The following is a 25,812-nucleotide window of genomic DNA, read 5'->3' on the forward strand; positions in this document are numbered from 1 at the left end:
CCCGCTCATCCGGCGCTCCCCTCCTGCCCGCCCTGCTCGACGGCGTCCCCCGCGGCGCGCTCCCAGCCGGCGCGTTCCTCCTCTGGGCGCTCCTGTTCAGCGTGTTCATCCTGTCCAGGGCGGGGTTCGGGGCTGCCGCGGACAACCGGATCAGCGGCTTCGGCGGGCGCCCCCGCCATGGCCGCGGCGGCGCGCGCTGCCTGCTTGGCCGCGTGGGCGGCGGCGGCCTCCCGCACCCAGGCGCCCTCTTCGTGGGCCTGGCGGCGGCGGGCCACCCGAGAGGCGTTGCAGGGGCCGTCGCCGGAGATCACCCGCTGGAGCTCGGACCAGTCCGGCGTGCCGAAGTCGTACCGGCCGAGCCCGGCATTCCACCGCAGCTCCGGATCGGGCAGGGTGACGCCGAGCCGCTCGGCCTGCGGGACGGTCATGTCCACGAACCGCCGGCGCAGCTCGTCGTTGCTGTGCCGCTTGATCTTCCAGGCCATCGAGGCAGCGGAGTTGGGGGAGTCGCCGTCCGGCGGGCCGAACATCATCAGCGACGGCCACCACCAGCGGTCCACCGCGTCCTGCACCATCCGCCGCTGCGCCCCGGTGCCGCGCATCATGACGAGCAGCAGCTCGTAGCCCTGCCGCTGGTGGAAGGACTCCTCCTTGCAGATGCGCACCATGGACCGCGCGTACGGGCCGTAGGAGCTGCGGCACAGCGGCACCTGGTTGCAGATCGCGGCGCCGTCCACGAACCAGCCGATCACCCCGACGTCGGCGAAGCTCGCGGTGGGGTAGTTGAAGATCGACGAGTACTTCTGCCGGCCCTCGACCAGCCGCCGCGTGAGGTCGGCGCGGTCGGCGCCCAGTGTCTCGGCGGCGGAGTAGAGGTAGAGCCCGTGGCCGGCCTCGTCCTGCACCTTGGCGAAGAGGATCGCCTTGCGGCGCAACGACGGGGCGCGGGTGATCCACTCGCCCTCGGGCTGCATGCCGATGATCTCCGAGTGCGCGTGCTGGGCGATCTGCCGGACGAGGGTGCGCCGGTAGCCGTCCGGCATCCAGTCGCGCGGCTCGATCCGCTGGTCCCGGGCGATCAGCGCGTCGAAGCGCTCCTGGAGCGCCGAACCGCCGGGAGCCTCCTCCCGGGCATGCCGGGGCGGCCCGGTGCCCCCGCCGTCCGCCGCCTCGGCGGCTGCCGTCGTCATGGCGCCCTACACCTCCCGCACAGCCAACCGACCGTTCGTTCGGGTCCAGTCTCGTCCAACCCGACGGCGTTCGCAAGCATGAGCGGGTGCGCGTGTCCGGGCGCGTCGCGGCGTGGCCGCCGGACGGCTGAAACTCGCCGCCGCCTCGGGGTGTGATCCGTCCGCGACCGGGTTCGGTGTCGCGGCCCGCCCGGGTGGGGGCGGCGGGTGCGAACTCCGAAGGCCCGAAGTGTCCGCGGAATCGGGAAGCGTGTCGAAAGTTTCGCCCGTTGGACCTGTCTGTTTCGACGGCCGCTTCGGGACGGCTCGGTCGCGCTTCGGGGTGATCACGCCCGCATGGCCATTGACCTGCGCTGACGACCCCCTTCCTGGGCGCGGCGGTCATCGATCCTTTCGTCGTGCTTGCCGAAACTGTTGACAACCCCATGTGGCCGACCCAACACTGTCGCCGTCGACAGACCTCAACTCCCTGCCGGCCCAGGTGGGTTCGCCGACCTGGACTTTTCTCCGGCCGCCGAGCGCTCGGGCGGTCGGCCCACCCCCCACCGCGTCGTGCCCGTCGACGTGCGGACGCCGCCCCACCGACCCGGCTGCCGTGCTCCAACGGCGCGTGCCGACGCAGCCCGGCCCTACGGCCGGACACCCTCACAAGGAGGAAGCACGTACATGAACGACGCCTCCATGGAACCCGAAGGCCGCACCGCCGGCCGCCGGGGGCCGCTCAGCCGCCTCAAGCTCGCCCTCAGCGGAGTCTGCACCGTCGCCCTGGTCGCCGTCGCGGCCCTGATGCTCCCGGGCACCGCCAACGCCAACACCACGATCACCTCGAACTCGACCGGCACCAACAACGGCTACTTCTACTCGTTCTGGCAGCAGGCCAGCGGCGCCTCGATGACGCTGGGGTCCGGCAGCAACTACAGCCTCACCTGGAACACGGGGTCGCAGAACGTCGTCGCGGGCACGGGCTGGAACCCGGGCTCCAACCACAGCGTGACCTACTCGGGGTCGTGGAACTGCAACGGCAACTGCTACCTGTCCCTCTACGGCTGGACCACGAGCCCGCTCGTCGAGTACTACATCGTCGAGAACTACGGCAGCTACAACCCGAGCTCCGGCGCCACCAAGCTGGGCTCGGTCAGCAGCGACGGCAGTGTCTACGACCTGTACAAGACGACCCGCACCAACGAGCCCTCCATCCAGGGCACGGCGACGTTCAACCAGTACTGGGCGGTCCGTGAGGCGAAGCGCACCGGCGGCACCATCACCACGTCGAACATCTTCAACGCCTGGGCCAACGCCGGCCTGCAGCTCGGCTCGCAGAACTACCAGATCCTCGCCACCGAGGGCTACCAGAGCAGTGGCAGCTCCAACATCACGGTCAGCGCGGGCGGTTCGTCCACCGGCGGTACGACGGGCGGCACCACCGGCGGTACGACGGGTGGCACGACCGGCGGTACGACGGGTGGCACGACCGGTGGCACCACGGGCGGCACGGGCGGCGGGACGTGCTCCGCGACCCTGTCGGCCGGTGAGCAGTGGAGCGACCGCTACAACCTCAACGTGGCGGTGACCGGCTCCAACACGTGGACGGTCACGGTGAACGTGCCGTCGCCGGAGAAGATCAGCGCCACCTGGAACATCAACGCGAGCTACCCCAGCGCGCAGGTGCTCAAGGCCACGCCCAACGGCAGCGGCAACAACTGGGGCATGACCATCATGACCAACGGCACCTGGACGTGGCCCTCGGTCTCCTGCAGCACCAGCTGAGCCCTCCTGCCGGAAGAGCCGCAGGGCTGAAGAGCCGTACATCCGAAGAACGGTTCATCTGAATCACCGCACCGTACGGCGCGGCGGCCCCCCCATAGCCGCCGCGCCGTACGTATGTCTCGGGGGCGTCCACGCCTGGACTGGTGGCCCAGCCACCCCGTGCGGTGTGTCCCAGCCGTCCCGGGCGGCGTGTCCCAACCGTCCCGGTCGCCCCAGCCGCCTCGGACGACGCGATCCAGCCACCTCCGCAATGTATATGGACATGCCAATGATCGCGTGCTGTCATCTCCGTCGGATGCCGTTTCCAACGATGGAGAGACCCCCGGCCAGGCACTCCCGCCAGGCCGCCGGGACGCGAAGGGGGCACCATGCGCACCGCACGCGAGACACTGTGGCCAGTCCTTCTGGCCGCCCTACTGCTGGCCGTGGGCCTGCTCGGGGCCGGCGCCCCGGGCGCGGCCGCCGCGACCGCCGGCTCCCGGACCACCCAGGCCGGGCAGACCACGGAGGCCGGGCGGAGCACCCAGGCCGGGCAGACCACGGAGGCCGGGCAGGCGGCGCAGGCCGCGCCCGCCGACACGACCGCCGTCTGCGACCTGTACTGCGACACCCTCGACCCCTCCAAGGCCGCACAGGAGACCTTCCCCGTCGCCGACCTGCAACTCAACGGCCGCGTGGTGCGGCTGCACGTCGACGACACCGACGGCATGGCCTGGGCCAGCATCGACAACGGGCAGACTGGCGACTCCGTCTGGCTGGACCGCTCCTGGGACGGCGGCTCGACCTGGGACGGCCTGCTCGGCCAGGCATCCATCCCGTCCACCTGGACCGGCACCCGGACCCTCATGTACAACCTGTACGACCCGGTGAACCACCGCCGTGCCGTGCTGCGGGCCTGCGGTGACGCGCAGGGCGTCAGCTGCACCGCCTGGGCCCGCACCGCCGTGTGCGCGAAGGTCTGCGACGGCTCCGGCAACGCCCCCGGCGACAGCCAGCCAGTGCCCGCCACCACCCTCAACGGCCGCACCATCGCCCTGCACACGGACTCCACCGGGATGGCCTGGGCGACCATCTCCGGCGGCACCGCGGGCGACGAGATCTGGCTGGACCGCTCCTGGGACGGCGGCGCGACCTGGCCGGACGGCTCCTCGAAGGGCCGCACCAGCACCCCCGCCGGCGCCACCGGTACGAAGACCGCCCGCTACAACACCGACGACCCCCTCGGCCACCTCTACGGCGGCGTGGTCCGCGCGTGCGGCCGGGCCGTCGAGGGCCAGAACGGCAGCTGCACCGCGTGGGCCCGCCCCACCACCTCCCGCACCGCCGCCGCGGCTGACGCGCTCGCCTACTCCTACGACCCGACCACCGCCTACTGGGACAACAGCTGGTGGAACTCCGCGGTCGCGCTCCAGACGGTCATCGACTACATGCGGCAGACCGGCGACACCCGCTACCTGTGGATGGTCGACCGCACCTTCGAGGTCGACCGGGCCGCCTTCCCGTCCGGCGGCCGCAGCTCCGATCCCATCGACGGCGACTTCATCAGCCGCGCCACCGACGACTCCGAGTGGTGGGCGCTCACCTGGATGGACGCCTACGACCTGACCGGCGACCACAAGTACCTCGACGAGGCCGTCACCATCGGGAACTACGTCAACACCCTGTGGGACACCAGCTCCTGCGGCGGCGGCGTGTGGTGGGACCGCGAGCGCACGTACAAGAACTCCATCACCAACGGCCTCTACGTGCGGATGACCGCCGAACTCCACAACCGCATCCCCGGCGACACCACCTGGCTGAGCCGCGCCACCACCTCCTGGAAGTGGTTCCAGAACAGCGGCCTGATCAACAGCGCCGGCCTGGTCAACGACGGCCTGACGTCCACCTGCGCGAACAACGGCCAGACGGTCTGGTCCTACAACCAGGGCCTGGCGATCGGCGCCGCCACGGAGATCTACCGGGCCACCGGTGACCGCGGCGCCCTCAGCACCGCCCGCCGCCTGGCCGACGCCGCGATCGCCGCGCCCTCGCTGGTGGCCAACGGCGTGCTGACCGAGTCCTGCGACACCGGCGGCAACACCTGCGACGACAACGGCAAGCAGTTCAAGGGCATCTTCATGCGGTACCTCCAGGACCTGGAGTCCGTCACCGGAGCGTCCTCGTACGCCACCTTCGCCCGCACGCAGGCGAACACCGTCTGGAACAACGACCGGGACAGCCTCAACCGGCTGGGCGAGCAGTGGGCCGGCGGCGGCGTCGCCGACTGGCGCACCCAGGCCAGCGCGCTGAGCGCGCTCCTGGCCGGCAGCTGACCCCCACCGGCCAGCGGGGGAACCGAGCAGCGGCGGGGTCGTGAGAGCCCCTCCCGGACCGGACGGGTCCGGCGAGGGGGTCCCACGGCCCCGCTGCCGCCGCCGAAGCGTCAAGGGTGCTGATGGCGGCCGGACCCCATCCGGCCGGACCCGGCCTCACTCGGCTGGACGCGGTTCGACCCGGTTGGATCTGGCGTGGCATTGCGCGACGGGCTGGACGTAGCTGGACGTGGCTTGACGCGGCTCCCCTGCCTACACGTGGTAGGGGACGGTCGTGATCACGATCTTCGGCAGCGGGCGCAGGGCCCGCCGGAGCCGGGCGGCGATGCGGCTGTGCAGGACGCGGTGGCGGCGGCGCCTGGTCACGATCTCCGGGACGATGATCGTGAGAGTGAGCTGCGGCTGCTGCTCGTGCAGTGCCTCGATGTAGCTGACCAGCGGCGCCACCGTGGCCCGGTAGGGGGAGACGAGCACTTCCAGGGGCAGGTGGTCGCCCCAGGTGTTCCAGTACCCGCGGAAGCGGTCGGCCTCGGCCTCCGCCGCGCTCAGGTGCAGGGCGAGCACCGGCTGCCGCAACGACGCCGCGTAGGCCAGCGCGCGCATACCGGCCAGGTCCATCGTGGCGATCGGCACGACGGACAGGTGGCGGATCTCCTCGGGGCTCTCCTCGTCCTCGAACGCCGACGCGTAGGCGGCCGCCGTGGCCGGCCCGGTGCCGCCCCCGGCTCCCTCCGGCAGGGCGGGCGCGGACTCGTCGGAACCCGTGCCGTCCTCCGGCGCGGGCACCTCGACGTCGTGCAGGCGCAGCCGAAGCGCGGCGGCGACCGCCCGGTAGTGGCGGTGGATGCGCGTGGTCACCAGGAGGAACAGGCCGACGGCGAGGATCGCCACCCACGCGCCCGAGGTGAACTTGGTGACCCCCGCGGTGACGAAGACGACGGCGGACAGCACGCAGCCGGTGGCGTTGAAGAACAGGCTCTTGCGCCAGTGCCGGTCCCGCAGCCGCCACCAGTGCCGCATCATGCCCGCCTGGGACAGCGTGAACGCCAGGAACACACCGACCGCGTACAGCGGGATGAGCGAGGCGGTGTCGCCGCTGAACGCCACGAAGACGAGGGCGGCCGCCGCCGACAGCACCGTGATGCCGTTGCTGAAGGCGAGCCGGTCACCCAGATGGAGGAAGAGCCGCGGCGCCTGCGCGTCCCTGGCCAGCAGGAACAGCACGCGGGGGAAGTCGTTGTAGGCCGTGTTCGCGGCCAGCAGGAGGACCGCCGCCGTGGCCGCCTGCGTGAAGACGTACATCGGCCCGCCGCCGAAGCTGCGGTGGGCCAGCTGCGACAGCACCGTCTCGTGCGCCTCGGGCACGACGCCGTCGAGGACGACCATGGCCGTGACGCCGCCGAACAGCGCGATCAGCAGGACGATCATCCAGGTCAGCGTCGTCCGGGCGTTGCGCCACTCCGTCGGCCGGAACGCGGGTACGGCGTTGGAGATCGCCTCGATGCCGGTCATCGCCGTGGAGCCGGAGGCGAAGGCGCGCATGATCAGCAGCAGGCCGACCCCCTCGGTGGCGTTCAGGTGCGGGGTCGGGGTGGCGTGGAAGCCGCGCCCCGCGGCGTCGCCCAGCCCCTTCGCCACGAGGGCGAAGATCGCGACGACGAAGGCGTACGTCGGGGCCGCGAACAGGGCTCCGGCCTGGCGCAGACCCCGGAGGTTCCCGACGAGCAGCAGGATGATCACACCGACGCCCATCGGGACGGCGTCGGAGGACAGCGACGGCACCGCGGAGGTGATCGCGGCCACGCCGGAGGCGATCGACACCGCGACCGTCAGGATGTAGTCGGTCATCAGGCCGGCCGCCGCCACCAGCCCCGGCACCCGGCCGAGGTTGTCGGAGGCCACGATGTAGGAGCCGCCGCCGTGCGGATACGCGCGGATCGTCTGACGGTACGACACTCCGACCGCGAGCATCAGGAACGCGATCACCCCCGCGATCGCCGGCGCGTGCCGCAGCCCGGCGGTACCGGCCAGCACCAGCACCGTGATCATCGCCTCCGGGCCGTACGCCACGGAGGAGAGCGCGTCGGCCGACAGCACCGGCAGCGCCACCAGCTTGCGCATCCGCTCGCGCGTGACCGCCGAGCTCTTCAACGGCGCCCCGATCAGGGCCCGGCGCAGGAGATGGGCCGCGCGGCTCGTGCCCGGCGGAGGCGCCGTGTCCGCCTCGGCCTCCCCGGCGCCCGGCGCCGCCACGCGGACCATCCGGGCCGGCCGGTCGTACCCGATCTCCGCACGCGAGGGGAACGGCCCGAGGTCCGGGTCCACCGGTAGGGCACGGCGCTGCTCACCCGGGTCACCCGACACCCGCGCCCACGCCCGCCCGACCTCGGCGAGCACGCGGACCTGGTCGTCGTCGAGCCCGAGCAGCGCCTCCGACGGGCCCGGCACCCCGGAGCCGGGCCCGCCACCATCTCCGCCGGAACCACCATGAGCGTCTGCCACATGACCCAGTGTCACCCGTGGTGCTCCGCGCGGCCGGTTCCCGCACCCGGGGCCGGTGGGCGAGTGCGACGAGGGGCGACGGGTGACGAGGGGTGACGACGCGTTCGGCCGGGGGTTCGACCGGGGTTCGACCGGGGGTTCGGCCCGGGTTCGGCCCGGAGTCCGGCCCGGGTTCGGCCCGGGTTCGTTCGACGGGGAGTGATGGGATCGTTACGCTGAATGATCCATTCGTCCTACGGGGGCCACCGCCCCGGGGGCGCGTACGGGTGCCGTTCGGCGCCGGCGGGGAGAGCGCATGGACTTCTCTGGGGTGGACCCGGCGGCGCTGGACGCGATGATCCGGTCCTTCGACGCGGACAAGGACCGGCTGTGGAAGGCCGTCAGGAGCTACCGGCCGGCGTTCGCGGCCCTGGGCCTCGACACCGGCCCGATCGGCGAACTGGCCTCCCTCTGCCACTGGATGGACGACCAGCTCCCCGACCTGCGACGCCGACAGCGGCTCGCGGCGGCCTTGGACGGGCAGCCGCAGGCCCGGCACCTGAGACCCGTCCCGGAGCCGGTGCTGAGCGCGGTGCGGGCGCGGTCCGAGGGGAGGGCGCTGGCCGAACGGTTCAACGGCAACGGCGGCGGCGACAGGACGGCCGCTGCCGCCTACCACGCCATGGCCGAGGAGCTGGCCGCCCACGCGACGGACCCGGACCTCTGCTCCTTCTTCTACGCCAACCTCAGGCCCTTGGTCCTCGACGAGTTGGCCGCCGACCTCGCGAACGCGGGGAGCCCGACCGCGTCGAGCGACCTCAAGGTCTTCAGTCGGGCGTTCGCCACCGCTGTGAGCGCGCGACCCCCCGTTCCCGGCTTCGACAAGGTCAGGAAGGCCTTCCTGGAGCCCCTGCCGGCGCACGGCGTCAGCGCGTGGGCGTGGAGTCGCGCCGCCCTGCTGGCGTACGGCGACTTCCCCCACGACTTCCTGGCCGCGGCCGCCCGCGCGAACGGCCTCGACCGCCTGGCCGATGCCCCGGACGCCCCCCAGCAGGACCACCAGGGCGACCGCTCGAAGTCGGCCGCCCTCGGCCTGCCCGCCGACCTCATCGCCCTCACCCTCCAGAACCTCTCGCGCAACGGCCGCGCGGCCTTCGACGCCGTCGCCCAAATGGGTGACCCCAAGTCCCCTGACCTCCAAGGCCACTTGGCCCTGCTCCTGACCTACGGAGCCCACAGCGACGAGGTCCACGCCGCCTTGGGCGCCATGATCGACGCCGCCGCAGGTGTCCACGGCTCCTACGACCCCCACGGCACCTGGCACCTCGACGCGTCTTACAAGCCCACCCCCTACGAGCAGACCTTCGCGTACTGCGCGATCCTCGCCGCGGCCCACGCGAAGGAGGCGCGGGACTTCGACGGCAACTTCAAGTCCGCCATGGGCCGCCTGGCCGCCGCGTACGCACCTGAGTTCGCCACGGCGGGCCATGTGATGAACGGATACAACTTCCCCGACTCGTCCTTCGGCGCGCCGAGCGTCACTGGCTATCGCGAGCTACCCGGCATCGATCCGGCGTTCCACCTGGGCGGGACGGATGCCTACGACTTCCTGAAGACCTTCGCCGATCAGGACGTCATGACGGCACCCTTCGACGAGGCGATGGCTGAGCTGCGTCACCGGGTTCTCGTGGAATCCGCCGCGATGGACAAGGATGCCTTGCTGCACGACGTCCGTGGCGGTGACGGCACGTTCAATATGTCGGCCAAAGCCTTCGGTAACATCGCGCGACTGGAGTTCGACGCCATGACGGAGGTGCGCGAGAACATGGACGAGCAGTCCGACGCGTTCCGCGAGAACGTGAAGGCGGCTCTCATTCTCCCAAGTGAACTCGCCGGTGAACCCGAGTGGGGTCGGCTCGCTACTTTGATCTGGCGTTCCGGAATGTGGATCGGGAAGGAGTTCGCCCTGACGTCTGCGATCAATGCGACTGCCGCGTCAAGGTTGGCGGACTACGCGGACGAGGCGAACCTGGAGATGGAGGCAGTACAGCGGTACTACGCTGCCTCGATCCTGGTGGAGGCAGGATGGCCGACAACGCCCATTCCGCCGAGTCTGCGGGACAAGGACGGTCATCTGAAGGCATTTGATCAGCTGAGCGCTGCCTCGGATTCCTCAAAGGTGCATGATGAGCTGGTTCGGCGGCTGCAAGAATTCAACACTTGGTTGGTAGATCAGAGTGATCCACTGGGTACAGCTAGCTTTCACGACAGGGAAGAAGACGGGTCTGGTCTACTTGTTAATGCTAGCGCCGATCTGGTCGCACACGAGGCGGAGGCGAATGGCTGACCTAGCTGGTCACGAAACTCGGAGGCAATCGGTCGTGGCCGAGATGGTGAGTACGAACTTTTGGCCAGTTGCCTTGCCGGTGATCGTTGCATTGGCGTGGTGAGTTGCGTTGGTCATGTCGTACGTGGAGAAATGCTGTGCGGGTCTTGCTTGGAATCGTCTGCGTGCGGGGGTGTAGTGACCTGATTCTGACAGGTATGTCGACATGGCATCTACCGCGGTATCGATGAAGCCAGGATCGTTAATTCCCTGCCCACCGGTGGTGCGTCGAGCTGTGTACGTTCGTTTGGCCTTTCCGCTGCCGCATGGGATGTCGCGAATCCCGCTAGAGGTAACAGTGAAGAGTGCCTTGTTGTAGTCGTCCTTTTCGAATCCATGGATCGACCGGCTCAGGTCCGCGCGGAGTTCCGCGCCGGCCTGGGCTGAGGTGGGGCCGGGGGCGGGCGAGCCGCAGGCGGTGAGGGTGAGGAGCAGGGTCGTCGCGGTTGCGGCGAGGCCGGCGGCGGGTCGACTTACCGTGATCACGCGCTCACGCTAGCCGTCCCGGGGGGCTTGGCGGCGTCACCGTCGCGCCCCCTGTGTCGCGCTCGCGCGGGGTGTGGCTCGGGTGCCCGGTTCGCGGTCGGGTGCGGGGCGGGGCAAGAGAGGGTTACCGCTGGGTAACGTCGGGCAAATGGGGGCACCCTTGCCCGCTTACGTGTGTGACACACGCACAGCAGTCGCACGTAACACGCCGCTGTCAGAGTCCCCTGCGGCCAGTGAAGGAAAGGGGACATGACAGTGACCCAGTTCAACCGACGCGCGTTCCTGCGAGCCGTGGGTGCGACCGGAGGTGCGGGCGCCATGCTCGCCACCATGGGAGCGCTCGGCCTGACCCAGACCGCCGAAGCCGCCACGCGGGAGGCGGCGAGCTACAAGGCCCCGCGCAAGGGCGACTTCACACTCTCCGGTCGTGCCGCCGCGAAGGTCGTCATCCTCGGCGGTGGCATAGCCGGGCTCGCCACCGCGTACGAGCTCGGCAAGGCCGGATACGACTGCACGATCCTCGAAGCCCAGAACCGTCCCGGTGGGCGGAACTTCACCGTTCGCGGCGGTACCACCACCACCGACCTGAACGGCGTCAAGCAGACCGCCCGTTTCTCCGACGGCCAGTACATGAACGCCGGGCCGGCCCGCCTCGCGCAGTGGATGGTCACCCTGGACTACTGTCGCGAACTGGGCGTTCCCATCGAGGTGTTCACGAACGTCAACGCGGACTCGTTCCTGTACAACGAGTCCGCCGGCATGACCGCGCCGATGCGCTACCGCATGGCGAAGGCGGACGTGTTCGGGTACACGACCGAGCTCCTGGCCAAGGCCACCGACCAGGGCGCGCTGGACAAGCAGTTGACCGCGGCCGACAAGGAACTCCTGATGGAGTTCCTGAAGGACTACGGCGATCTCGGCGCCACCCTCGACTACACCGGCAGCACCCGTCGCGGCTACAGCGAGTGGCCGGCGGCCGCGGGGCAGCCCGGCGTGGTGGCCGGGGACGTGCCGAGCGTCTCGGAGATCTTCTCCAGCGGCGTGGGCCGGTACTTCTCCTTCGAGTTCGAGTTCGACCAGGCCATGCTGATGTTCCAGCCGGTCGGCGGCATGGACCGTATACCGTACGCGCTGGCCAAGGCCGTCGGCGGGCACCGGATCCAGTACAACAGCCCCGTCACGAAGATCACCGACACCGCGCACGGCGTGACCATCGCCTACACCCGCGACGGCCGTCCCCGCAGCATCGACGCGGACTTCTGCGTGTCGGCGATGCCGCCCAACATCCTGGCCAAGGTCCCGCACAACCTCGGCTCCGGCGTGCAGTCCGCGCTGGAGGCGATCAAGCCGTCGTCGGCGGCGAAGATCGGGCTGGAGTACTCGTCCCGCTGGTGGGAGACGGACTACCGCATCTACGGCGGCATCACCGAGACCGACCTCGACGTCACCCACATCTGGCACCCCTCGTACGGTTTCCACGGCGAACGCGGCCTGCTGATCGGCTACTACAACACCGGTGCGAACGCCGACTCCTACGCCCCGCTGACCCCGGCGCAGCGCGAGGCCCGGGCGGTGGCGGCGGGCGTGAAGATCTACGGCGCCAAGTACCGTACGGAGCTGGCCACGTCGTTCTCGCACCACTGGCGCCAGTTCCCCTACCAGGAAGCCGCCTGGCACAGCACCCCCGGCGGCCCGGACGCCCCCCAGTACAAGCCGCTCACGCAGCCCACCGGCCACGTCTACTTCGCCGGCGACTGGCTGAGCTACATGGACGCCTGGCAGCACGGCGCGTTCACCTCGGCGCGCAACGCGGTCTCCGCCATCCACCAGCGCGTCCTCGCCTGACGGACGACCGCGACCCCGTACCGCTCAGCCGGTACGGGGTCGCGGTCGTGTGCTGAGCGCGTCGGACGCGGGCAGGGACGTCGGGTCGCCAGCCGACGTGGGCGCGGCCCGGGACCCGGCTCCGGACTCGGCTCCGGACTCGGCCCGGCCCGGGTGGCGGCAGGTGGGGGCGTTGCCGTTCCCGGGCGAAACGTGGTTGCCACCCGGCCGCCGAGGGCGGACGATGTCGGGTCGTGACGACGAGTATCGGAAACAGCAGCCCCGGACGTGCGTGCGCCCCCACCGGGGAGCGTCCCATCGCGGAACGTCCGCTCGCGCTGGTCACCGGGGTGGGGCGAACGGTGGGGATCGGCGCGGGCATCGCCCGCCGGCTGGCGGCCTCCGGCTGGGACGTCGGGTTCACCTACTGGGACCCTTACGACGACCGGATGGCGTGGGGGAGCGAGCCGGGCGCGACCGAGGCGATCACCAAGGCACTGGCCGAGCAGGGGGCCGCGAGCGTCGCCGTCGAAGCCGACCTGGCCGACCCGGAGACCCCGGCGCGCGTCTTCGACGAGGTCGAACGCACCCTCGGCCCGGTCACCGCCCTGGTGATGTGCCACTGCGAGTCGGTCGACTCCAGCCTGCTCGACACCACGGTGGAGAGCTTCGACCGCCACTTCGCCGTCAACGCGCGCGCCACCTGGCTGCTCGTCCGCGAGTTCGGCCGGCGGTTCGCGGCCGAGCCGGGCACCGGCCGGATCGTCAGCCTCACGAGTGACCACACCGTCCACAACCTCCCCTACGGCGCGAGCAAGGGCGCCCTGGACCGCATCACGCTGGCGGCCGCGCACGAGTTCGCCCACCTCGGCGTGACCGCCAACGCCGTCAACCCGGGCCCTGTCGACACCGGCTGGATGACGGAGGAGGGGCGCGAGCAGACGGTGCGCCACACCCCGCTGGGCCGGCTCGGCACCCCGCAGGACACCGCGCACCTCGTCGACTTCCTCTGCTCCCCGCAGGGCCAGTGGGTCAACGGCCAGCTCCTCAAGAGCAACGGCGGCCTCGGCTGACGTCCCGCCTCTCCCGTGCCGTCTCTCCCGTGCCGCCGTCCCGACGGTGAAGCGGGCGTCCACGGGTGGGACGGCCACGGGGACGCGTCGCGGGAAGGCCGCCGTTCGCGGCCCTGTCCGCCACGCCAGCGGGTGGGTCAGGCGCGCAGATCGACGACGACCTTGACGTCCTCGTCCTTCTTCACCAGCGCGTCGGCGTAGGCGTCCATCGGCACCCGGCGGGTGATCAGCCGCTCAAGCCAGCCGTGGTCGGCGCGGGCCAGATCCTCGGCGGCCTGCTCGTAGTGGCGGCGGGCGGCGTTGACGGTGCCGAACAGCACGGTGTTCTCCAGCACCAGCTTCTTGTTGACGTCGTCGGTGGGGATGGTGTTGGTCACCCCGCTGTTGGAGATGCCGGCCAGGCAGACCACGGCGTTCGGGGCGACGATCTCGGCCAGCTTGAAGACCAGCGGCCCGTGCCCGGTGCACTCGATGACGACGTCCGGCCGCACCCCGCTGCCCCTGACGTCCCCGACGCCGAAGGTCGCGCCGAGGTCGCGGACCAGCGCCGGCTTGTCGCCGCTGTCGTTGAGGTCCTGGACGTGGACGTCGAGGCCGCGCTGCACCCCCATCAGCGCGGCGAGCAGGCCGATCGGGCCGGCCCCGGTCACCAGGGCGGTGGTCGGGCGCGCGGAGGCGCGGGTGAAGATCCGGTCCGTCTGCTCCCACGCCTTGGCCAGCACCGACGCGGGCTCCAGCAGCACCCCGCAGTCGCCCAGGGCCGGGTCGAGCCTGACCGCGAACTCCGGCTCCACCCGCCACAGGGCGGAGCCGTAGCCGTCGAGCTGCTTGATGCCGCGCTCGGTGTACCGGCCGTTGCCGCAGAAGTCCCACTCGCCCACCGCGCACTGCGGGCAGGGCACCGGGTCCGGGCGCCGGACGATGCCCGACACGTGGTCGCCCAGGGCGAACCCGCTGTCCGGCGGCGCCTCCACCACCACGCCCAGCGACTCGTGCCCGATCACCATCCGGTCCCGGCCGGGCGGCAGCCAGCCGTAGCCCTCGTCGACGATGTCGGCGTCGGTGCCGCAGATCCCCAGCAGCAGCCCCTCCACCAGCAGCGATCCCTGCTCGGGGGAGGGCTCGGGCACGTCCTCGACGCGCACCTCGTCGGGCTTGCCGGGCACCACCGTGATCGCCTTCATGGCTCCGCCTTTCCGCAGTGGCGTCCGCGCGCCGCGTGCCGCGCGCCCTGTTCCGCGTTGCGCGTTCCGCGTTCCGCGTTGCGCGTTGCGCGTTTGGGCGTCCACCGGGCGTGCCGCTCCCTCTCGCCGGGGCGGATCGCCGAGCGCGCTGCCGGGTTGCCCGGGCACCGGGTTCCAGCGTCCCCGGCGCCGGACCGGCCCGCAATTCGGCTGGGGGCAGGCTCGCGGCGTCAGCGGGCGGCGGCCAGCCAGTCGCGGTAGCGGGTCGGGGCCAGCCGGGCGTCCGGGCCGGCGATCAGCACGTCGCCGGAGACGGCGGCGAACATGCCGGCGTGCTCGTCGACGACCACAGGCCGCTTGTCCTTCCTGGCCTCCAGGGTGATCCGGCCCAGCTCGTCGAGGGGGAAGACGTCCGGGCCCGCGATGTTCCGGGTGCCCCGCAGCGGCGCGCCCGCCGCGACCTCGGCCACCGCGTCGCTCACGTCGCCGGCGGCGATCGGCTGGAGCAGGGTGGAGGGCAGCCGTACGGCGGCGTCGTCGGAGGTCCAGGACAGGATGGCGTCGACGAACTCGAAGAACTGGGTGGCCCGCACCACGGAGTACGGCGTCGGCCCCTCCTCCAGCAGCTCTTCCTGGAGGGTCTTCGCCCGGTAGTAGTCCAGCCCCGGCACCTGGTCCACGCCGACGATGGACAGCACGACCTGGTGCCGGACACCCGCCTTCTCCCCGGCGGCCAGCAGGTTCTGGGTGGAGGCGCGGAAGAACTCCTGGGACGCCTCGTCGAAGGTCGGCGAGTTCACCACGTTGACGACGGTCTCGGCACCCTCCAAGGCCTGGGAGAGCCCCTGGCCGGAGATCAGGTCCACCCCCGTCGACAGCGCCGCCGGTACGGCCTCGTGCCCGGCGGCCTTCAGCTTCCGGACGACCTGCGAGCCGATCAGCCCGGTCCCGCCGATCACTGTGACCTTCATGGATTCCACCTCTCGTCGGCCGTATCCCTGACTCGGGTAGTAACTCGGATACGTCTTGTCCGAGATTCTAGTCGGATAAGCTTTGTCCGAGTCAAGCGGGCATGCGAGGGAAGGGGGGCCGGTCATGAAACTCTCCGGCGGAGTCGAGTGGGCGCTGCACTGCTGCGTCGTGCTGACGGCGGCGACGGACCCGGTGCCCGCCGCCCGGCTCGCGGAGCTGCACGACGTCTCCGGCAGCTACCTGGCCAAGCAGCTCCAGGCCCTCGCGCGGGCCGGGCTGATCCACTCCGTGCAGGGCAAGGCGGGCGGCTACGCGCTGACGAGGCCGGCGGGGGAGATCACGCTGCTCGACGTCGTCCGCGCCGTCGACGGGGAGCGGCCCGCGTTCGTGTGCACGGAGATCCGGCAGCGCGGCCCGCTGGCCACGCCCCCGGAGGCGTGCGTCCGGGCGTGCCCCATCTCCCGCGCGATGGCCGGGGCCGAGGCCGCCTGGCGCGCGGCCCTTGAGGCGGTGACCATCGCGGACCTCGCGTCCGACGTCACCGAGGACTCCGGCCCCGGTGCCCTGCCCGGCGTCGCCGCCTGGCTCGCGGGCCCGCCCTCGGCTCCGACGCCCTGACGGGAGCCGTTCCGGCCGGAGCGGGCCGGAGCGGGCCGGAGCGGGTCGGCTCTCAGTGCGCGTACTCCGCGTGCGCACTCCGCGTGTGGACGTGATCGCTTACCGTACGCAAAGAGCACCAGTCTCCTGCCCGCGTCGCCGGTCCGTACAGGACGTATCGCGCTCGGCGTAAGACGCTGCGCGAGGACCCGGACGCCAGTACGTTCGGTGCCCCCCGCGACCGCGGGCACAACGGGAGGAGAGTGCCGTGCTGGAAGGTAAAGCCGCCGTCGTCACCGGGGGATCGCGGGGTATCGGCCGTGCGATCGTCGAACGGCTGTGCCGCGACGGTGCGAGCGTCGTCTTCAACTACGCCTCCAACGAGGAGGCCGCCGCCGAGGTCGTCCGCGAGGTGGCCGCCGACGGCGGGAACGTCCGGGCCGTCCGGGCCGACCTGGCCGAACCCGGAGCCGCCCAGGAGCTGATGGAGACCGCCGAGGAGCACCTCGGCGGGCTGGACATCCTCGTCAACAACGCCGCCCTCTCCCACCCCCGCGTCGCACTCGCCGACACGGAGACCGAGCTGTTCGACAAGGTCTTCGAGGTCAACACCCGGTCGGTCTTCCTGACCCTCCGCCACGCCGCGCAGCGGATGCGGGACGGCGGCCGGATCGTCACCGTCTCCACGCTGAACACCGCCCGCCCCGCCCCCGGCATCGGGCCGTACATGGCCAGCAAGGCCGCGATCGAGCAGTTGACGGCGGCAGCCGCCTGGGAGCTGGGGCCGCGCGGCATCACCGCCAACACCGTCTCGCCCGGCGCGACGGACACCGATCTCCTGCGGGCCGTCAACCCGCCGGAGGCCCTCCAGGCGGTGGCCGGCATGACGCCGCTGGGCCGGCTGGGCGAGCCGTCCGACATCGCCGACGTCGTCGCCTTCCTCGTCGGCCCCGACGGCCGCTGGATCACCGGCGGCAACCTGATGGCGACCGGCGGCCTCGGCTGAACCGACCGCCGCGAACCATCCCTGAACGAGACCGCCCCGTACCGAGGTTGGCCGGTACGGGGCGCGCCTCACGCGCGGAGTTCCGGGCGTGCCGGGGTCAGAGCGCGGGATCGTGGCGTGGGTGCGTGGGTGCGTGGGTGCGTGGGTGCGTGGGTGCGTGGGTGCGTGGGTGCGTGGGTGCGTGGGTGCGTGGGTGCGTGGGTGCGTGGGCGGTGAGGAGCACGGTGCGCGCGGCGCCGGGCGTTCCCCCGGGCGGGATCAGCTCGATGTGGCGCGGGCCGTTCTCCCGAACCTCACCCGACCGGGCCCGGGGCGCCGCCAGTCCGCGTGCTGGGCGCGGTCGGGTCAGGGGGTGGGTGCCGTCCAGCGGATGCGGATCGCGCAGAGGGAGACGACGACGGCGCAGCACGCCACCGCGCCCAGGCCCCAGACCAGTCCGGCGCCGTTGGCGATGAATCCGACCACGGGCGGACCGCCGAGCAGGCCCGTCGTGCCCATCGCGGCCACCAGTGTCAACGCGTCCGAGCCGTGGCGGGCCGCCGCCACGTACACGCACGGGGTGACGGCGGCGATGCCCAGGCCCACGCAGGCGAAGCCCAGCAGAGCGGGGACGGCGCCGCCGCTGAGCAGCGCCAGGGCCAGGCCGAGGCCGGCCAGCGCGCTGCCGACGCGGACCACCGGGCCGTCGCCCCAGCGGGCGCGCCAGCCGTCGGCGAAGATCCGGGCCAGCACCATCATCACCGAGAAGACGGCGATGCCCATCGGGGCCACCTCCGCCGAGGCCCTCGCGACGTCCTTCATGTAGAGGGCGGACCAGTCGTTCATTGCACCCTCGGTGACCGTGCCGAAGACCATGGCGACGCCCATCCACAGCGTCATCGCCGTCGGGACGGCCCAACGGCTCTTCTTCGGGCCCGAGTCGGGCTGTTCCCGGGGCGATCCCGTCGTCTCCTCGGCCGCCCCGGCCTCCGCTTCCGAGGGGTCGGCCGCCGCCCGCGTCTGCGCGTTCGTGAGCAGCGCCGGGCGGGCGTACGCCAGCAGGAGCAGCAACAGGACGGTGGCCACGGTGAAGTGGACGGCCACCCGCGAGGTGATCGCGTTCATGGCCGAGGCGACGAGCGCGGCGGCGAGCGAGCCGCCGCTGAACACGGCGTGCAGCCTGGCCATGGCGTTGCGCTGGTGCAGGGCCTCAAGTGCCGCGCCCTGCGCGTTCATCGAGACGTTGAGGCCGCCGACGAGGACGCCGTCGCAGAGCATCACCACCAGTGCCACGGGGTAGTCGGGCGCGGCGGCCAGGGCGAGGAGCAGCAGGGCCAGGCAGAGCGCGGACACCAGGGCGAGCAGGCGCGACCCCCAGCGCTTCATCAGCCAGGCCACCAGCGGGAAGGAGACCGCCGCCCCGATCCCCGTGGACATCAGCAGCAGGCCCACCTCGGCGGTGGACAGGTCCAGCCGCGACTTGAGCGCGGGCAGCCGGGAGGCCCACGTGGCGTACTGGAAGCCGAGGGAGCAGAACAGCGCGGCGATGGCGAACTGGCTGCGGCGGAAGGCGTTGCCGCGGACCGGGAGGAGGCCGGCCCACCGGCCGGCGGGCGCCGTACCCAGGGGCGCGGCGGGTTCGCCGCCGGTCGCCGGGCTGTCGCTCTCCGCCAGTGGGTCCGGGCCGGGCGCGGCCTGCGGCGGAACCGTCGCCGTACCGGGTTCTGCGGGGACCGGGGAGCCGGCGGCCTCGCTGATCATTGCGTGTCAGCCCATCTCGTCGGGGTCGTGGGGGTGGTGGGGATCGTGGCGGTGGTGGGGGCCGTCGGGACGGTGGGGCTCGTCCGGGCCACCGAGGTTGTCCGGACCACCGGGATCGTCCGGCTCGCCGTGTCTGTCCGCCTCACCGGGGTGCCGGGTCGCGGGGGGCGCGGCCGGACGGTGTCGGAAGGGCGGTCGGTACCTCGGCCCGTACGGCCATGGACATGTACACCGGGGCCGGGCCGTACCCGCCGCGGGGCGGCGGCCCCGGGCGGGCGGTGAAGCCCCGCGCGGACCAGAAGGACTCGCTGCCGCCCACCGCGACCAGGGAGATCCGCTCGAACCCGCCGGCCCGCGCGACGGCTGTGAGGTGCCGCAGCAGCCGTCCGCCGAGTCCCCTGCCGCGCAGATCCGGGGCGACCGCCATGTCGTGCAGGTGGAGGTTGCCGCAGCGGTGTACGGTCCGCTCCGGTCGCCGCAGGTCGGGGGAGGCGCCCTCGGGGTAGGGCAGCGCCAGCAGGTAGCCGGCCGGGGTGGGCGGGGAGCCGGGCGCGGCGTACGGGGAGCCGGGCGCGGCCCCGGCGTCCGGGTAACGGTCCAGGTCCCGGTCCCGGTCCAGGACGAAGCAGGTGCCGGGGGAGGACCGGCCGCGCGACTCCAGCGCGGCCCGTCCCTCCGACAGCCCGAGCGGCCCGTACACGGCGGCCTCCAGGGCCGCTACGCCGCCCCAGTCGCCGTCCCGGAGCTGCCGGACGCGCGCCGGGGCGGTGGACGGCGCGCGGGTCACGGCGCACCGCCGACGCACACGTAGGGCAGCGGGTCGAAGCCGTTGAACCCCATGGTGGTGTAGCTGACCGCGTACGCGCCGGCCGACAGCACCCACACCGGGTCGCCGGAGGCCAGCGCGCGCGGCACCCGGACCAGGCCGTGCGGGCCGTCGTGGCCGAAGGCGTCGTCGCTGTCGCAGGTTGGCCCGGCCACCACCGCCGGCACGGTGTCCGCGCCGGGATGGGTGGGGAAGACCAGGCGGTACTGCACCTGGTCCATCTCGTACAGGCCGTTGAACCGTCCGCAGCTCAGGAAGAGCCAGCGGTGCGGCTCGCCGTCCGGGCCGCGCCGGGTGGTCATCCGGGCGACCCGGGCCCGGACGGCGCCGCTGTCCGCGACCAGGTGGCGGCCCGGTTCCATCACGAAGCCCAGGTCGTGGCCCGGCACCTGGCGGCAGGCGTGCATGCCCTCGCGGATCACCCGCAGGATCTTGTCCAGCGGCGGGTCCAGCTGCCGCCCGTACCGGTCCAGGTACCCCTGCGCGGGCAGCCCGCCGCCGAGGTTGACGTGGTCGAGCGCGACACCGCGCGCGGCCAGCGCCCCCAACACGTCCGCGATCCGCTCGAACGCCGCCTGCCACGCCTCGGCCGTCATCTGCTGCGACCCGACGTGCACCGACACGCCCGACGGCACCAGGCCGAGGCCGCGGGCCCGCTCCAGCAGCGCGACGGCCTCGGCGGCGGAGCAGCCGAACTTGCCGGTCAGGCCCCACAGCGAGCCGTGCCCGTCGGTGGCCAGCCGGACGAACACCCGCGCGCCCGGGGCGATCCGGGCGAGTGCCGCGAGGTCCTGCGGGCTGTCGGTGGCGAAGAGCGACACGCCCAGGCGGTGGGCGGCGGCGATGTTCTCGTCGGACTTGACGGTGTTGCCGTAGTGGACGCGGTCGACGGGAACCCCCGCCCGCAGCGCCTCCTCGATCTCCCGCGGGCTGGCCGCGTCCACCCCGGCACCGAGCCGGGCCAGGCCCCCGACGACCTCCTGGACCGGGCACGACTTCATCGCGAACCGCACGTCCACGCCCGGCAGTTCACGGACCAGGGTGGTGTAACGGGCGCGCACCCCGCCGAGGTCAAGGACGATCCGGTCCTCCTCGGCGGCGGCCAGGCCGGCCCGCAACTCCGCGCTGAGCGCGCCGCTTCCGAGCTGTGATGACGGATCGTCATATACGGTCACCGGCGGACTCGTCGAGTCGGCGGATTCGGGCACCGCGTCGGATGCGGATTCGGGCACCGCGTCGGGTACGACTTCGGATATCGCTTCGGACATCGCGCCGCTCAGCCGTTCGTCCGGACCGGCAGACCGGTGGCCCTGGCGGCTGCGACCAGATCGCCCCACCCCTCGATGAGCAGGGCGAAGTCCGCCGCGTCCTGCTGCGCCTCGTCCAGCAGCCGCTCCCGGCGCGCGGCCACCTCGTCGGCGACCGCCGCGTACCGCCCGCCCAGTGCCCGGTAGCAGCGGTCGACGACGTCCAGCCGCTCCGCGTTCTCCGTACGGTCCAGCCCGGCGCTCTCCCGCACGTACCGCGCGACCACGTCGGCCCGTACCCGGTAGCCGGTATCCAGCAACGCCTCGCCGGCCGCCCCCATCCGGTCGTACACGGCGTTGAAGTACAGCATGGACAGGAAGAACTTCACGAACCGCAGCTGGTACGCGAGGAAGCCGGCGTCGGTGCGGCGCTCGCCCGTGTAGTAGTTGACGATGTGCCGGTTGTGGAGCACGCCGGGGAGGGTGGAGTCCGGCACGAGGTGGATGAGGAAGTAGTCGCTGCCGATGGTGTCGGTGGCCGGGGGCAGCGGCACCTGCTCGTGGACGCGGTGGAAGGCGATGTTGCACATGTCCACCCGCATCGGGTCCACCAGCGACAGCAGGGTGCGGTCGCCGGTGAACGGCTCGGTGCCCGCGCCCAGGAACGACTCGGCGGCCAGCTCCCGCTTCCGCTCCGCCGGCCAGTCGGCGGGCGCCCACAGGCCGACCACCTCCAGGTAGGCGTCCAGGTCGGTGCCGCGCATGTCCTCGATGTCCACCGACATCTCACCGATGAACGAAGCCGCCGCCATCGTCACCGGCTTGGCCGCGTGCGACGGGTCCAGCTCGACGGCGTCCACCGAGTCGGCCACCTCCGCCGCCGGGCGGCCGAGGGCCGCCAGCTCGTGGTGGACCGGGTAGGCCGGCCGTCCCGCGAACTCCTGGTAGCGGCTGTCGGAGTCGCGCCGGTGCACCGAGGCGCAGCCCAGCGCGGCGGCGACGAGGAACGCCCGGTTGGTGCAGGCCCCGTACGACAGCGCCGCCGGCAGCATCAGCTCCAGCAGCAGCTCGGGCTTGGCCAGGCCGGAGCGTTCTACGGTCGCGCGCAGGAAGTCCCGCTGCCGCTCCTCGTCCAGGTGGTGGACGACGACCCGCGGCGCCGGCGGCAGCGCGGCCAGGGCGGCGGCGTGCTCGGCGAACTCCCCGGACGTGCTGGAGTCCAGCACCACCAGGTGCACCTCGACGCCGAACTTCCGTGCGGCGTAGGCGGCTTCGCCGCCGATCGCGGTGACGGCGGGCGCGCAGGCCCGGTTGGTCGGGAGGGCCAGGCAGATCCGGCGCGGGGTGGCGCCGGTCCTGGTGGTGGCGTCGGCGGTGGCGTCCGCGGCCGTGGTCACGGCGGCGTCCGCGGCGCTGTCCGCGGCAGGGGCGGCGGGCCTGTCCGCGGCGGCTGCCGCCCGCGCGGCGGGGCCGGCGCCCAGGCTTCCCGCGCTCACAGGTCCCGCTGCCCGGCGCCGGGGTGCCAGGACTCGCTGCCCAGCAACTTGGCTCCCAGTTCGGTCAGTTCGGCGGCTCCGTAGCGCAGCGACTCGTGCTTGTGCGCGTCGCCCAGCAGTGTCCCGTTCCACCCGGGGGTCGTCAGGTTCTGCCAGGAGTCGATCCGGGAGCGGCGCAGCTCCTCGTGGCCCTCCAGGGCCGGCATCATCGACAGGTACTGGCAGGAGCGGACCCCGTTCTCCGAGGTGTTCGGCGCCACGCCGTGGGCCAGCAGACCGTTCCAGATGAGCAGGTCTCCGGCCTTCAACTCAGGGCGTACGACGGGGAACTCGTCCGGGTCGACGGAGGGCCGGATCGGGTCGCGGTCGTCGGGGGCGAGGGCGCGCCACTTCTCGAACCGCCTGAACAGCTCGGGGTCGCACTGGAAGCCGCCCATCTCGGCGGAGGTGTCGGCGAGCGCGATGATGCCCTGCACCCGCTGCGGCAGCACGCCGAGGGTGGTGTCGACGTCCCAGTGCAGGTTGATGTCGAAGCCGCGGTCGGTGGTGGCGATGTGCTCGCGCGAACGGTTCCTGATGTTGGGCGGGTTGAGGTTGAGCCGGTCGAGGGTGACCCACAGCTCCTCGCAGTCCCAGACGTCCACGAACGCGTCGTAGACCCGCTGGTTCTGCCGGCTGTCCCAGATCAGCTGGTGCTGGTACGCCTCGACGAAGCCGTAGACGTGCAGCTCTCGGTCGAGGTCGGAGCGCCACTCGCGGTCCTCGTACCAGGTGTCGGGGCGGTCGGGGTCCATGGCCTGGAAGTCCCAGGCGAAGTCCAGCAGCCGGCCGGCCGCCTCGCGGGTGATGGCCTCCGGCACCACCACGTATCCGTAGGTCTGCCAGGAGTCGAACTGCTCCTGGGAGAGCACCCGCAGCTCTCTGGTCTTCTTCAGGTCGCGCAGCTGGGTCTGGGCGAGGTAGGTCTCGCCGTCCGAGCTGAAGTAGGGGATGTCCGAAGCGGCACGGTAGAGGTAGGGCGCCGGCATGGCGGTGTGCTCTCCAAGGATCGGATGGGTGAGCGGATCGCTCCGGTCGCTCCCGGTGGGGCAGGAGCCCGTTTCGGCCGGTGGGGCGGCACTTCGGGGGTGTCCGCGGATGCGTGCGGAGGTCTGTCGCCGGGAAGGGCTCAGCCGGTCGGAAGGGCCGATGGTCGTGGCGCGCGGGCGATGGGTGGGCCGGCGTCAGCCGTGGTCGCGGCCACAGGACCGGACGGACGAACGGCGTCGCCGTTCCGGCTCACCCCAGGGGTCTCCGGGCTCCGCTGACACCGCACCAGTCTTCCGCTCTCCCTGAGTCCTCGCCACCGCTGGGGCCGTGGGCGGCCGCCGGTGCCTCCCGGCCCGGCCGTCGTGCCCGTCCGCCAAGGCGGGCGCACTCCACTTACCTTGCTGAACTCGCTGAACACGTTGAACTCGCGCCTCAATAAAATGGGCTAGACCAGTGGAGCATGTCAACAGAAGCTTCGGCAAGATCCAGGAAGCCGTCCGATGGAGCGTCAGATAATGCCGCGCGAGGGAGGGTTGGGAGCTGGGGGAACGTTCCTTGACATCGACAATTGGACTAGGCCACTATCCATTGGTCTGTACCAAGAGGTCGCGGTGTCGTCGCCGCGCAGCCAACTGACCGGAAGGCGCAGCTGATGTCCGACCGCACACACAGCAAGGAGCTGCGACGGCTCGCACGGTCAGTGCTCCAGCCGGGCTTCGTGGGCACGGAGGCGCCGGACTGGGTGCTGCGGGACATCGCCGAAGGCCTGGCCTCCGTCGTCCTCTTCTCCCGCAACATCGTCTCGCCGCAGCAGGTGGCCCAGCTCACCGCCCAACTGCGGTCGGAGAACCCGTCGTTGATCATCGCCATCGACGAGGAGGCGGGCGACGTCACCCGCATGGAGTCGGCCGTCGGCTCCAGCCGGCCGGGCAACTACGCGCTCGGCGCGGTCGACGACGTCGAACTGACCGAGGCCGTCGCGCGCGACCTCGGCCGGCAACTGCACCTGGCCGGGGTCAACCTCGACTACGCGCCCAGCGTGGACGTCAACTCCAACCCGGACAACCCGGTGATCGGCGTGCGCTCCTTCGGCGCCGACCCCGAGCTGGTCTCCCGGCACGCGGCGGCCTGGGTGCGCGGCCTCCAGTCCGCGGGGGTGGCCGCCTGCGCCAAGCACTTCCCCGGCCACGGTGACACCGCCGTCGACTCCCATCACGGGCTGCCCAGCTACGACGCCCCCGCCGAGGAGATCGCCGCCCAGTCGCTGCCGCCGTTCCGCGCCGCCTTGGCCGCCGGGGTGCGCGCGGTGATGAGCGGGCACCTGCTGGTACCGGCCCACGACCCGGACCTGCCGGCCACCCTCAGTCCGCGCATCCTCGGCGACCTGCTGCGCACCGAACTCGGCTTCGACGGCCTGATCGTCACCGACGCCATCGAGATGGGGGCCGTCACCGAACGGTACGGCTTCGGCGGCGCCACCGTACGGGCCGTGGCGGCCGGCGCCGACGCGGTGTGCGTGGGCGGCGAGCACGCCGAGCCCGAGACCGCGGCGACCCTCGTGGACGCGCTGGCCGAGGCCGTCGTCAGCGGTGAACTCCCCGAGGAGCGGCTGGCGGAGGCGTCCAAGCGGGTCCAGGACCTGGCCGGCTGGGCGACCGACCTGAGCCGCTCGGTGCCGGTCGACCCGGTCATCGGCGACATCGGCTACACCGCCGCCCGCCGCGCCGTCCGGATCGAGGGGGCGGCCGCGGACGTGCTGCCGCTGGCCGCGCCGCCGCACGTCGTCGAACTGGTCCCCGCCACGCACCTGGCCATCGCCAAGGAGACCCCGTGGGGAGTCGGCGCCCCGCTGCGCGAGCGGGTGCCCGGCACCACCTTCGTCCGCCTCCACCCGGAGCAACTGGTCTCCGGTGAGGCCAGGTTGGACGCCCACGGGCTGCGGCCCGCCGTCGGCCGCCCGCTGGTCGTGGTGGTCCGGGACGCCGCCCGCAACCCGTGGATGGCCGACGCGCTGGCCGAGCTCACCCGGACCCGTTCCGACGCGATCGTGGTGGAGATGGGCCTGCCCGCCCCGGTCCCCGGCGCGGTCCGCATCTACACCCACGGCGCCACGGCCGCGTCCGGCGTCGCGGCGGCGGAGGTGCTGGCGGGGGCGGTCTGAGCGACCGTCCCCGGAGGGGGAACCCGCCGGCTCCC

Annotated in this window: 18 protein-coding genes; 8 read left to right on the forward strand and 10 right to left on the reverse strand. The window is 72.2% G+C overall.

Annotated features, from left to right (window positions below; genetic code table 11):
• Positions 1-5: 5 nt before the first annotated feature.
• The gene (paaA, locus tag BS72_RS23105; RefSeq protein ID WP_078901571.1) at positions 6-1,190 is read right to left on the reverse strand and encodes a 1,2-phenylacetyl-CoA epoxidase subunit PaaA; all 1,185 of its coding nucleotides are present in this window, start codon (positions 1,188-1,190) and stop codon (positions 6-8) included.
• Between the two features lie 666 nt (positions 1,191-1,856).
• Between paaA and BS72_RS23110 the strand changes: the two genes are divergently transcribed.
• Both BS72_RS23110 and BS72_RS23115 read left to right on the forward strand, forming a co-directional pair.
• The gene (locus BS72_RS23110; protein WP_037913203.1) at positions 1,857-2,957 is read left to right on the forward strand and encodes a glycoside hydrolase family 11 protein; all 1,101 of its coding nucleotides are present in this window, start codon (positions 1,857-1,859) and stop codon (positions 2,955-2,957) included.
• A 368-nt stretch (positions 2,958-3,325) separates the two neighbouring features.
• Positions 3,326-5,269 (forward strand): glycoside hydrolase family 76 protein, encoded by a 1,944-nt coding sequence (locus BS72_RS23115; RefSeq protein ID WP_078901572.1) that lies wholly within the window; start codon positions 3,326-3,328, stop codon positions 5,267-5,269.
• Between the two features lie 252 nt (positions 5,270-5,521).
• On the opposite strand, the gene BS72_RS23120 is transcribed toward BS72_RS23115, so the two are convergent.
• Positions 5,522-7,771, reverse strand: a complete 2,250-nt coding sequence (locus BS72_RS23120; protein ID WP_078901573.1) for an APC family permease — start codon at positions 7,769-7,771, stop codon at positions 5,522-5,524.
• Between the two features lie 295 nt (positions 7,772-8,066).
• Here BS72_RS23120 and BS72_RS23125 point away from each other — a divergent pair, with 295 nt between their 5' ends.
• Positions 8,067-10,097, forward strand: coding sequence for a hypothetical protein (locus tag BS72_RS23125; protein WP_037913206.1), 2,031 nt, complete (start codon positions 8,067-8,069; stop codon positions 10,095-10,097).
• Between the two features lie 9 nt (positions 10,098-10,106).
• On the opposite strand, the gene BS72_RS36700 is transcribed toward BS72_RS23125, so the two are convergent.
• Positions 10,107-10,622: a hypothetical protein gene (locus BS72_RS36700; RefSeq protein WP_157856311.1), complete on the reverse strand. Its 516-nt coding sequence runs from the start codon at positions 10,620-10,622 to the stop codon at positions 10,107-10,109.
• Positions 10,623-10,940: 318 nt separating this feature from the next.
• Here BS72_RS36700 and BS72_RS23130 point away from each other — a divergent pair, with 318 nt between their 5' ends.
• Both BS72_RS23130 and BS72_RS23135 read left to right on the forward strand, forming a co-directional pair.
• Positions 10,941-12,467: a flavin monoamine oxidase family protein gene (locus BS72_RS23130; protein WP_107498973.1), complete on the forward strand. Its 1,527-nt coding sequence runs from the start codon at positions 10,941-10,943 to the stop codon at positions 12,465-12,467.
• A 245-nt stretch (positions 12,468-12,712) separates the two neighbouring features.
• A complete protein-coding gene (locus BS72_RS23135; RefSeq protein ID WP_051952006.1) occupies positions 12,713-13,519 on the forward strand; it encodes an SDR family oxidoreductase in 807 nt (268 codons plus the stop codon).
• Positions 13,520-13,656: 137 nt separating this feature from the next.
• Here the strand turns inward: BS72_RS23135 and BS72_RS23140 are convergent, their stop codons facing one another.
• Together BS72_RS23140 and BS72_RS23145 are read right to left on the reverse strand one after the other, a co-directional pair.
• Positions 13,657-14,703, reverse strand: coding sequence for a glucose 1-dehydrogenase (locus tag BS72_RS23140; protein ID WP_037913210.1), 1,047 nt, complete (start codon positions 14,701-14,703; stop codon positions 13,657-13,659).
• Positions 14,704-14,933: 230 nt separating this feature from the next.
• Positions 14,934-15,674 carry an SDR family oxidoreductase gene (locus BS72_RS23145; RefSeq protein WP_037913213.1) on the reverse strand — a complete coding sequence of 247 codons (741 nt, stop codon included), beginning with the start codon at positions 15,672-15,674 and terminating at the stop codon, positions 14,934-14,936.
• Positions 15,675-15,798: 124 nt separating this feature from the next.
• On the opposite strand from BS72_RS23145, the gene BS72_RS23150 reads away from it, so the two are divergent.
• Together BS72_RS23150 and BS72_RS23155 are read left to right on the forward strand one after the other, a co-directional pair.
• Positions 15,799-16,293, forward strand: a complete 495-nt coding sequence (locus BS72_RS23150; protein WP_037913215.1) for an RrF2 family transcriptional regulator — start codon at positions 15,799-15,801, stop codon at positions 16,291-16,293.
• Positions 16,294-16,540: 247 nt separating this feature from the next.
• Entirely contained in the window at positions 16,541-17,278 is a 738-nt protein-coding gene (locus BS72_RS23155; RefSeq protein ID WP_037913219.1) for a glucose 1-dehydrogenase, read from the forward strand.
• Positions 17,279-17,623: 345 nt separating this feature from the next.
• On the opposite strand, the gene BS72_RS23160 is transcribed toward BS72_RS23155, so the two are convergent.
• The 5 genes from BS72_RS23160 to BS72_RS23180 all read right to left on the reverse strand — a co-directional run bounded on the left by BS72_RS23160 (position 17,624) and on the right by BS72_RS23180 (position 23,615).
• Entirely contained in the window at positions 17,624-19,018 is a 1,395-nt protein-coding gene (locus BS72_RS23160; RefSeq protein ID WP_078901574.1) for an MFS transporter, read from the reverse strand.
• A gap of 142 nt (positions 19,019-19,160) precedes the next feature.
• On the reverse strand, positions 19,161-19,805 hold the full coding sequence (locus BS72_RS23165; protein WP_037913221.1) for a GNAT family N-acetyltransferase: 645 nt from the start codon (positions 19,803-19,805) through the stop codon (positions 19,161-19,163).
• Positions 19,802-21,112: a type III PLP-dependent enzyme gene (locus BS72_RS23170; protein ID WP_078901575.1), complete on the reverse strand. Its 1,311-nt coding sequence runs from the start codon at positions 21,110-21,112 to the stop codon at positions 19,802-19,804. Before BS72_RS23170 ends, BS72_RS23165 begins: the two co-directional genes overlap by 4 nt.
• An 8-nt stretch (positions 21,113-21,120) precedes the next feature.
• Positions 21,121-22,488, reverse strand: coding sequence for a DUF6271 family protein (locus BS72_RS23175; RefSeq protein ID WP_051952007.1), 1,368 nt, complete (start codon positions 22,486-22,488; stop codon positions 21,121-21,123).
• Positions 22,489-22,583: 95 nt separating this feature from the next.
• Positions 22,584-23,615 carry a phytanoyl-CoA dioxygenase family protein gene (locus BS72_RS23180; protein WP_037913226.1) on the reverse strand — a complete coding sequence of 344 codons (1,032 nt, stop codon included), beginning with the start codon at positions 23,613-23,615 and terminating at the stop codon, positions 22,584-22,586.
• A 653-nt stretch (positions 23,616-24,268) separates the two neighbouring features.
• On the opposite strand from BS72_RS23180, the gene BS72_RS23185 reads away from it, so the two are divergent.
• Positions 24,269-25,777: a glycoside hydrolase family 3 protein gene (locus tag BS72_RS23185; RefSeq protein ID WP_037913228.1), complete on the forward strand. Its 1,509-nt coding sequence runs from the start codon at positions 24,269-24,271 to the stop codon at positions 25,775-25,777.
• The last annotated feature ends 35 nt before the right edge of the window (positions 25,778-25,812 follow it).

The organism is Actinacidiphila yeochonensis CN732 (genome assembly GCF_000745345.1).
Taxonomy (GTDB): Bacteria; Actinomycetota; Actinomycetes; order Streptomycetales; family Streptomycetaceae; genus Actinacidiphila; species Actinacidiphila yeochonensis.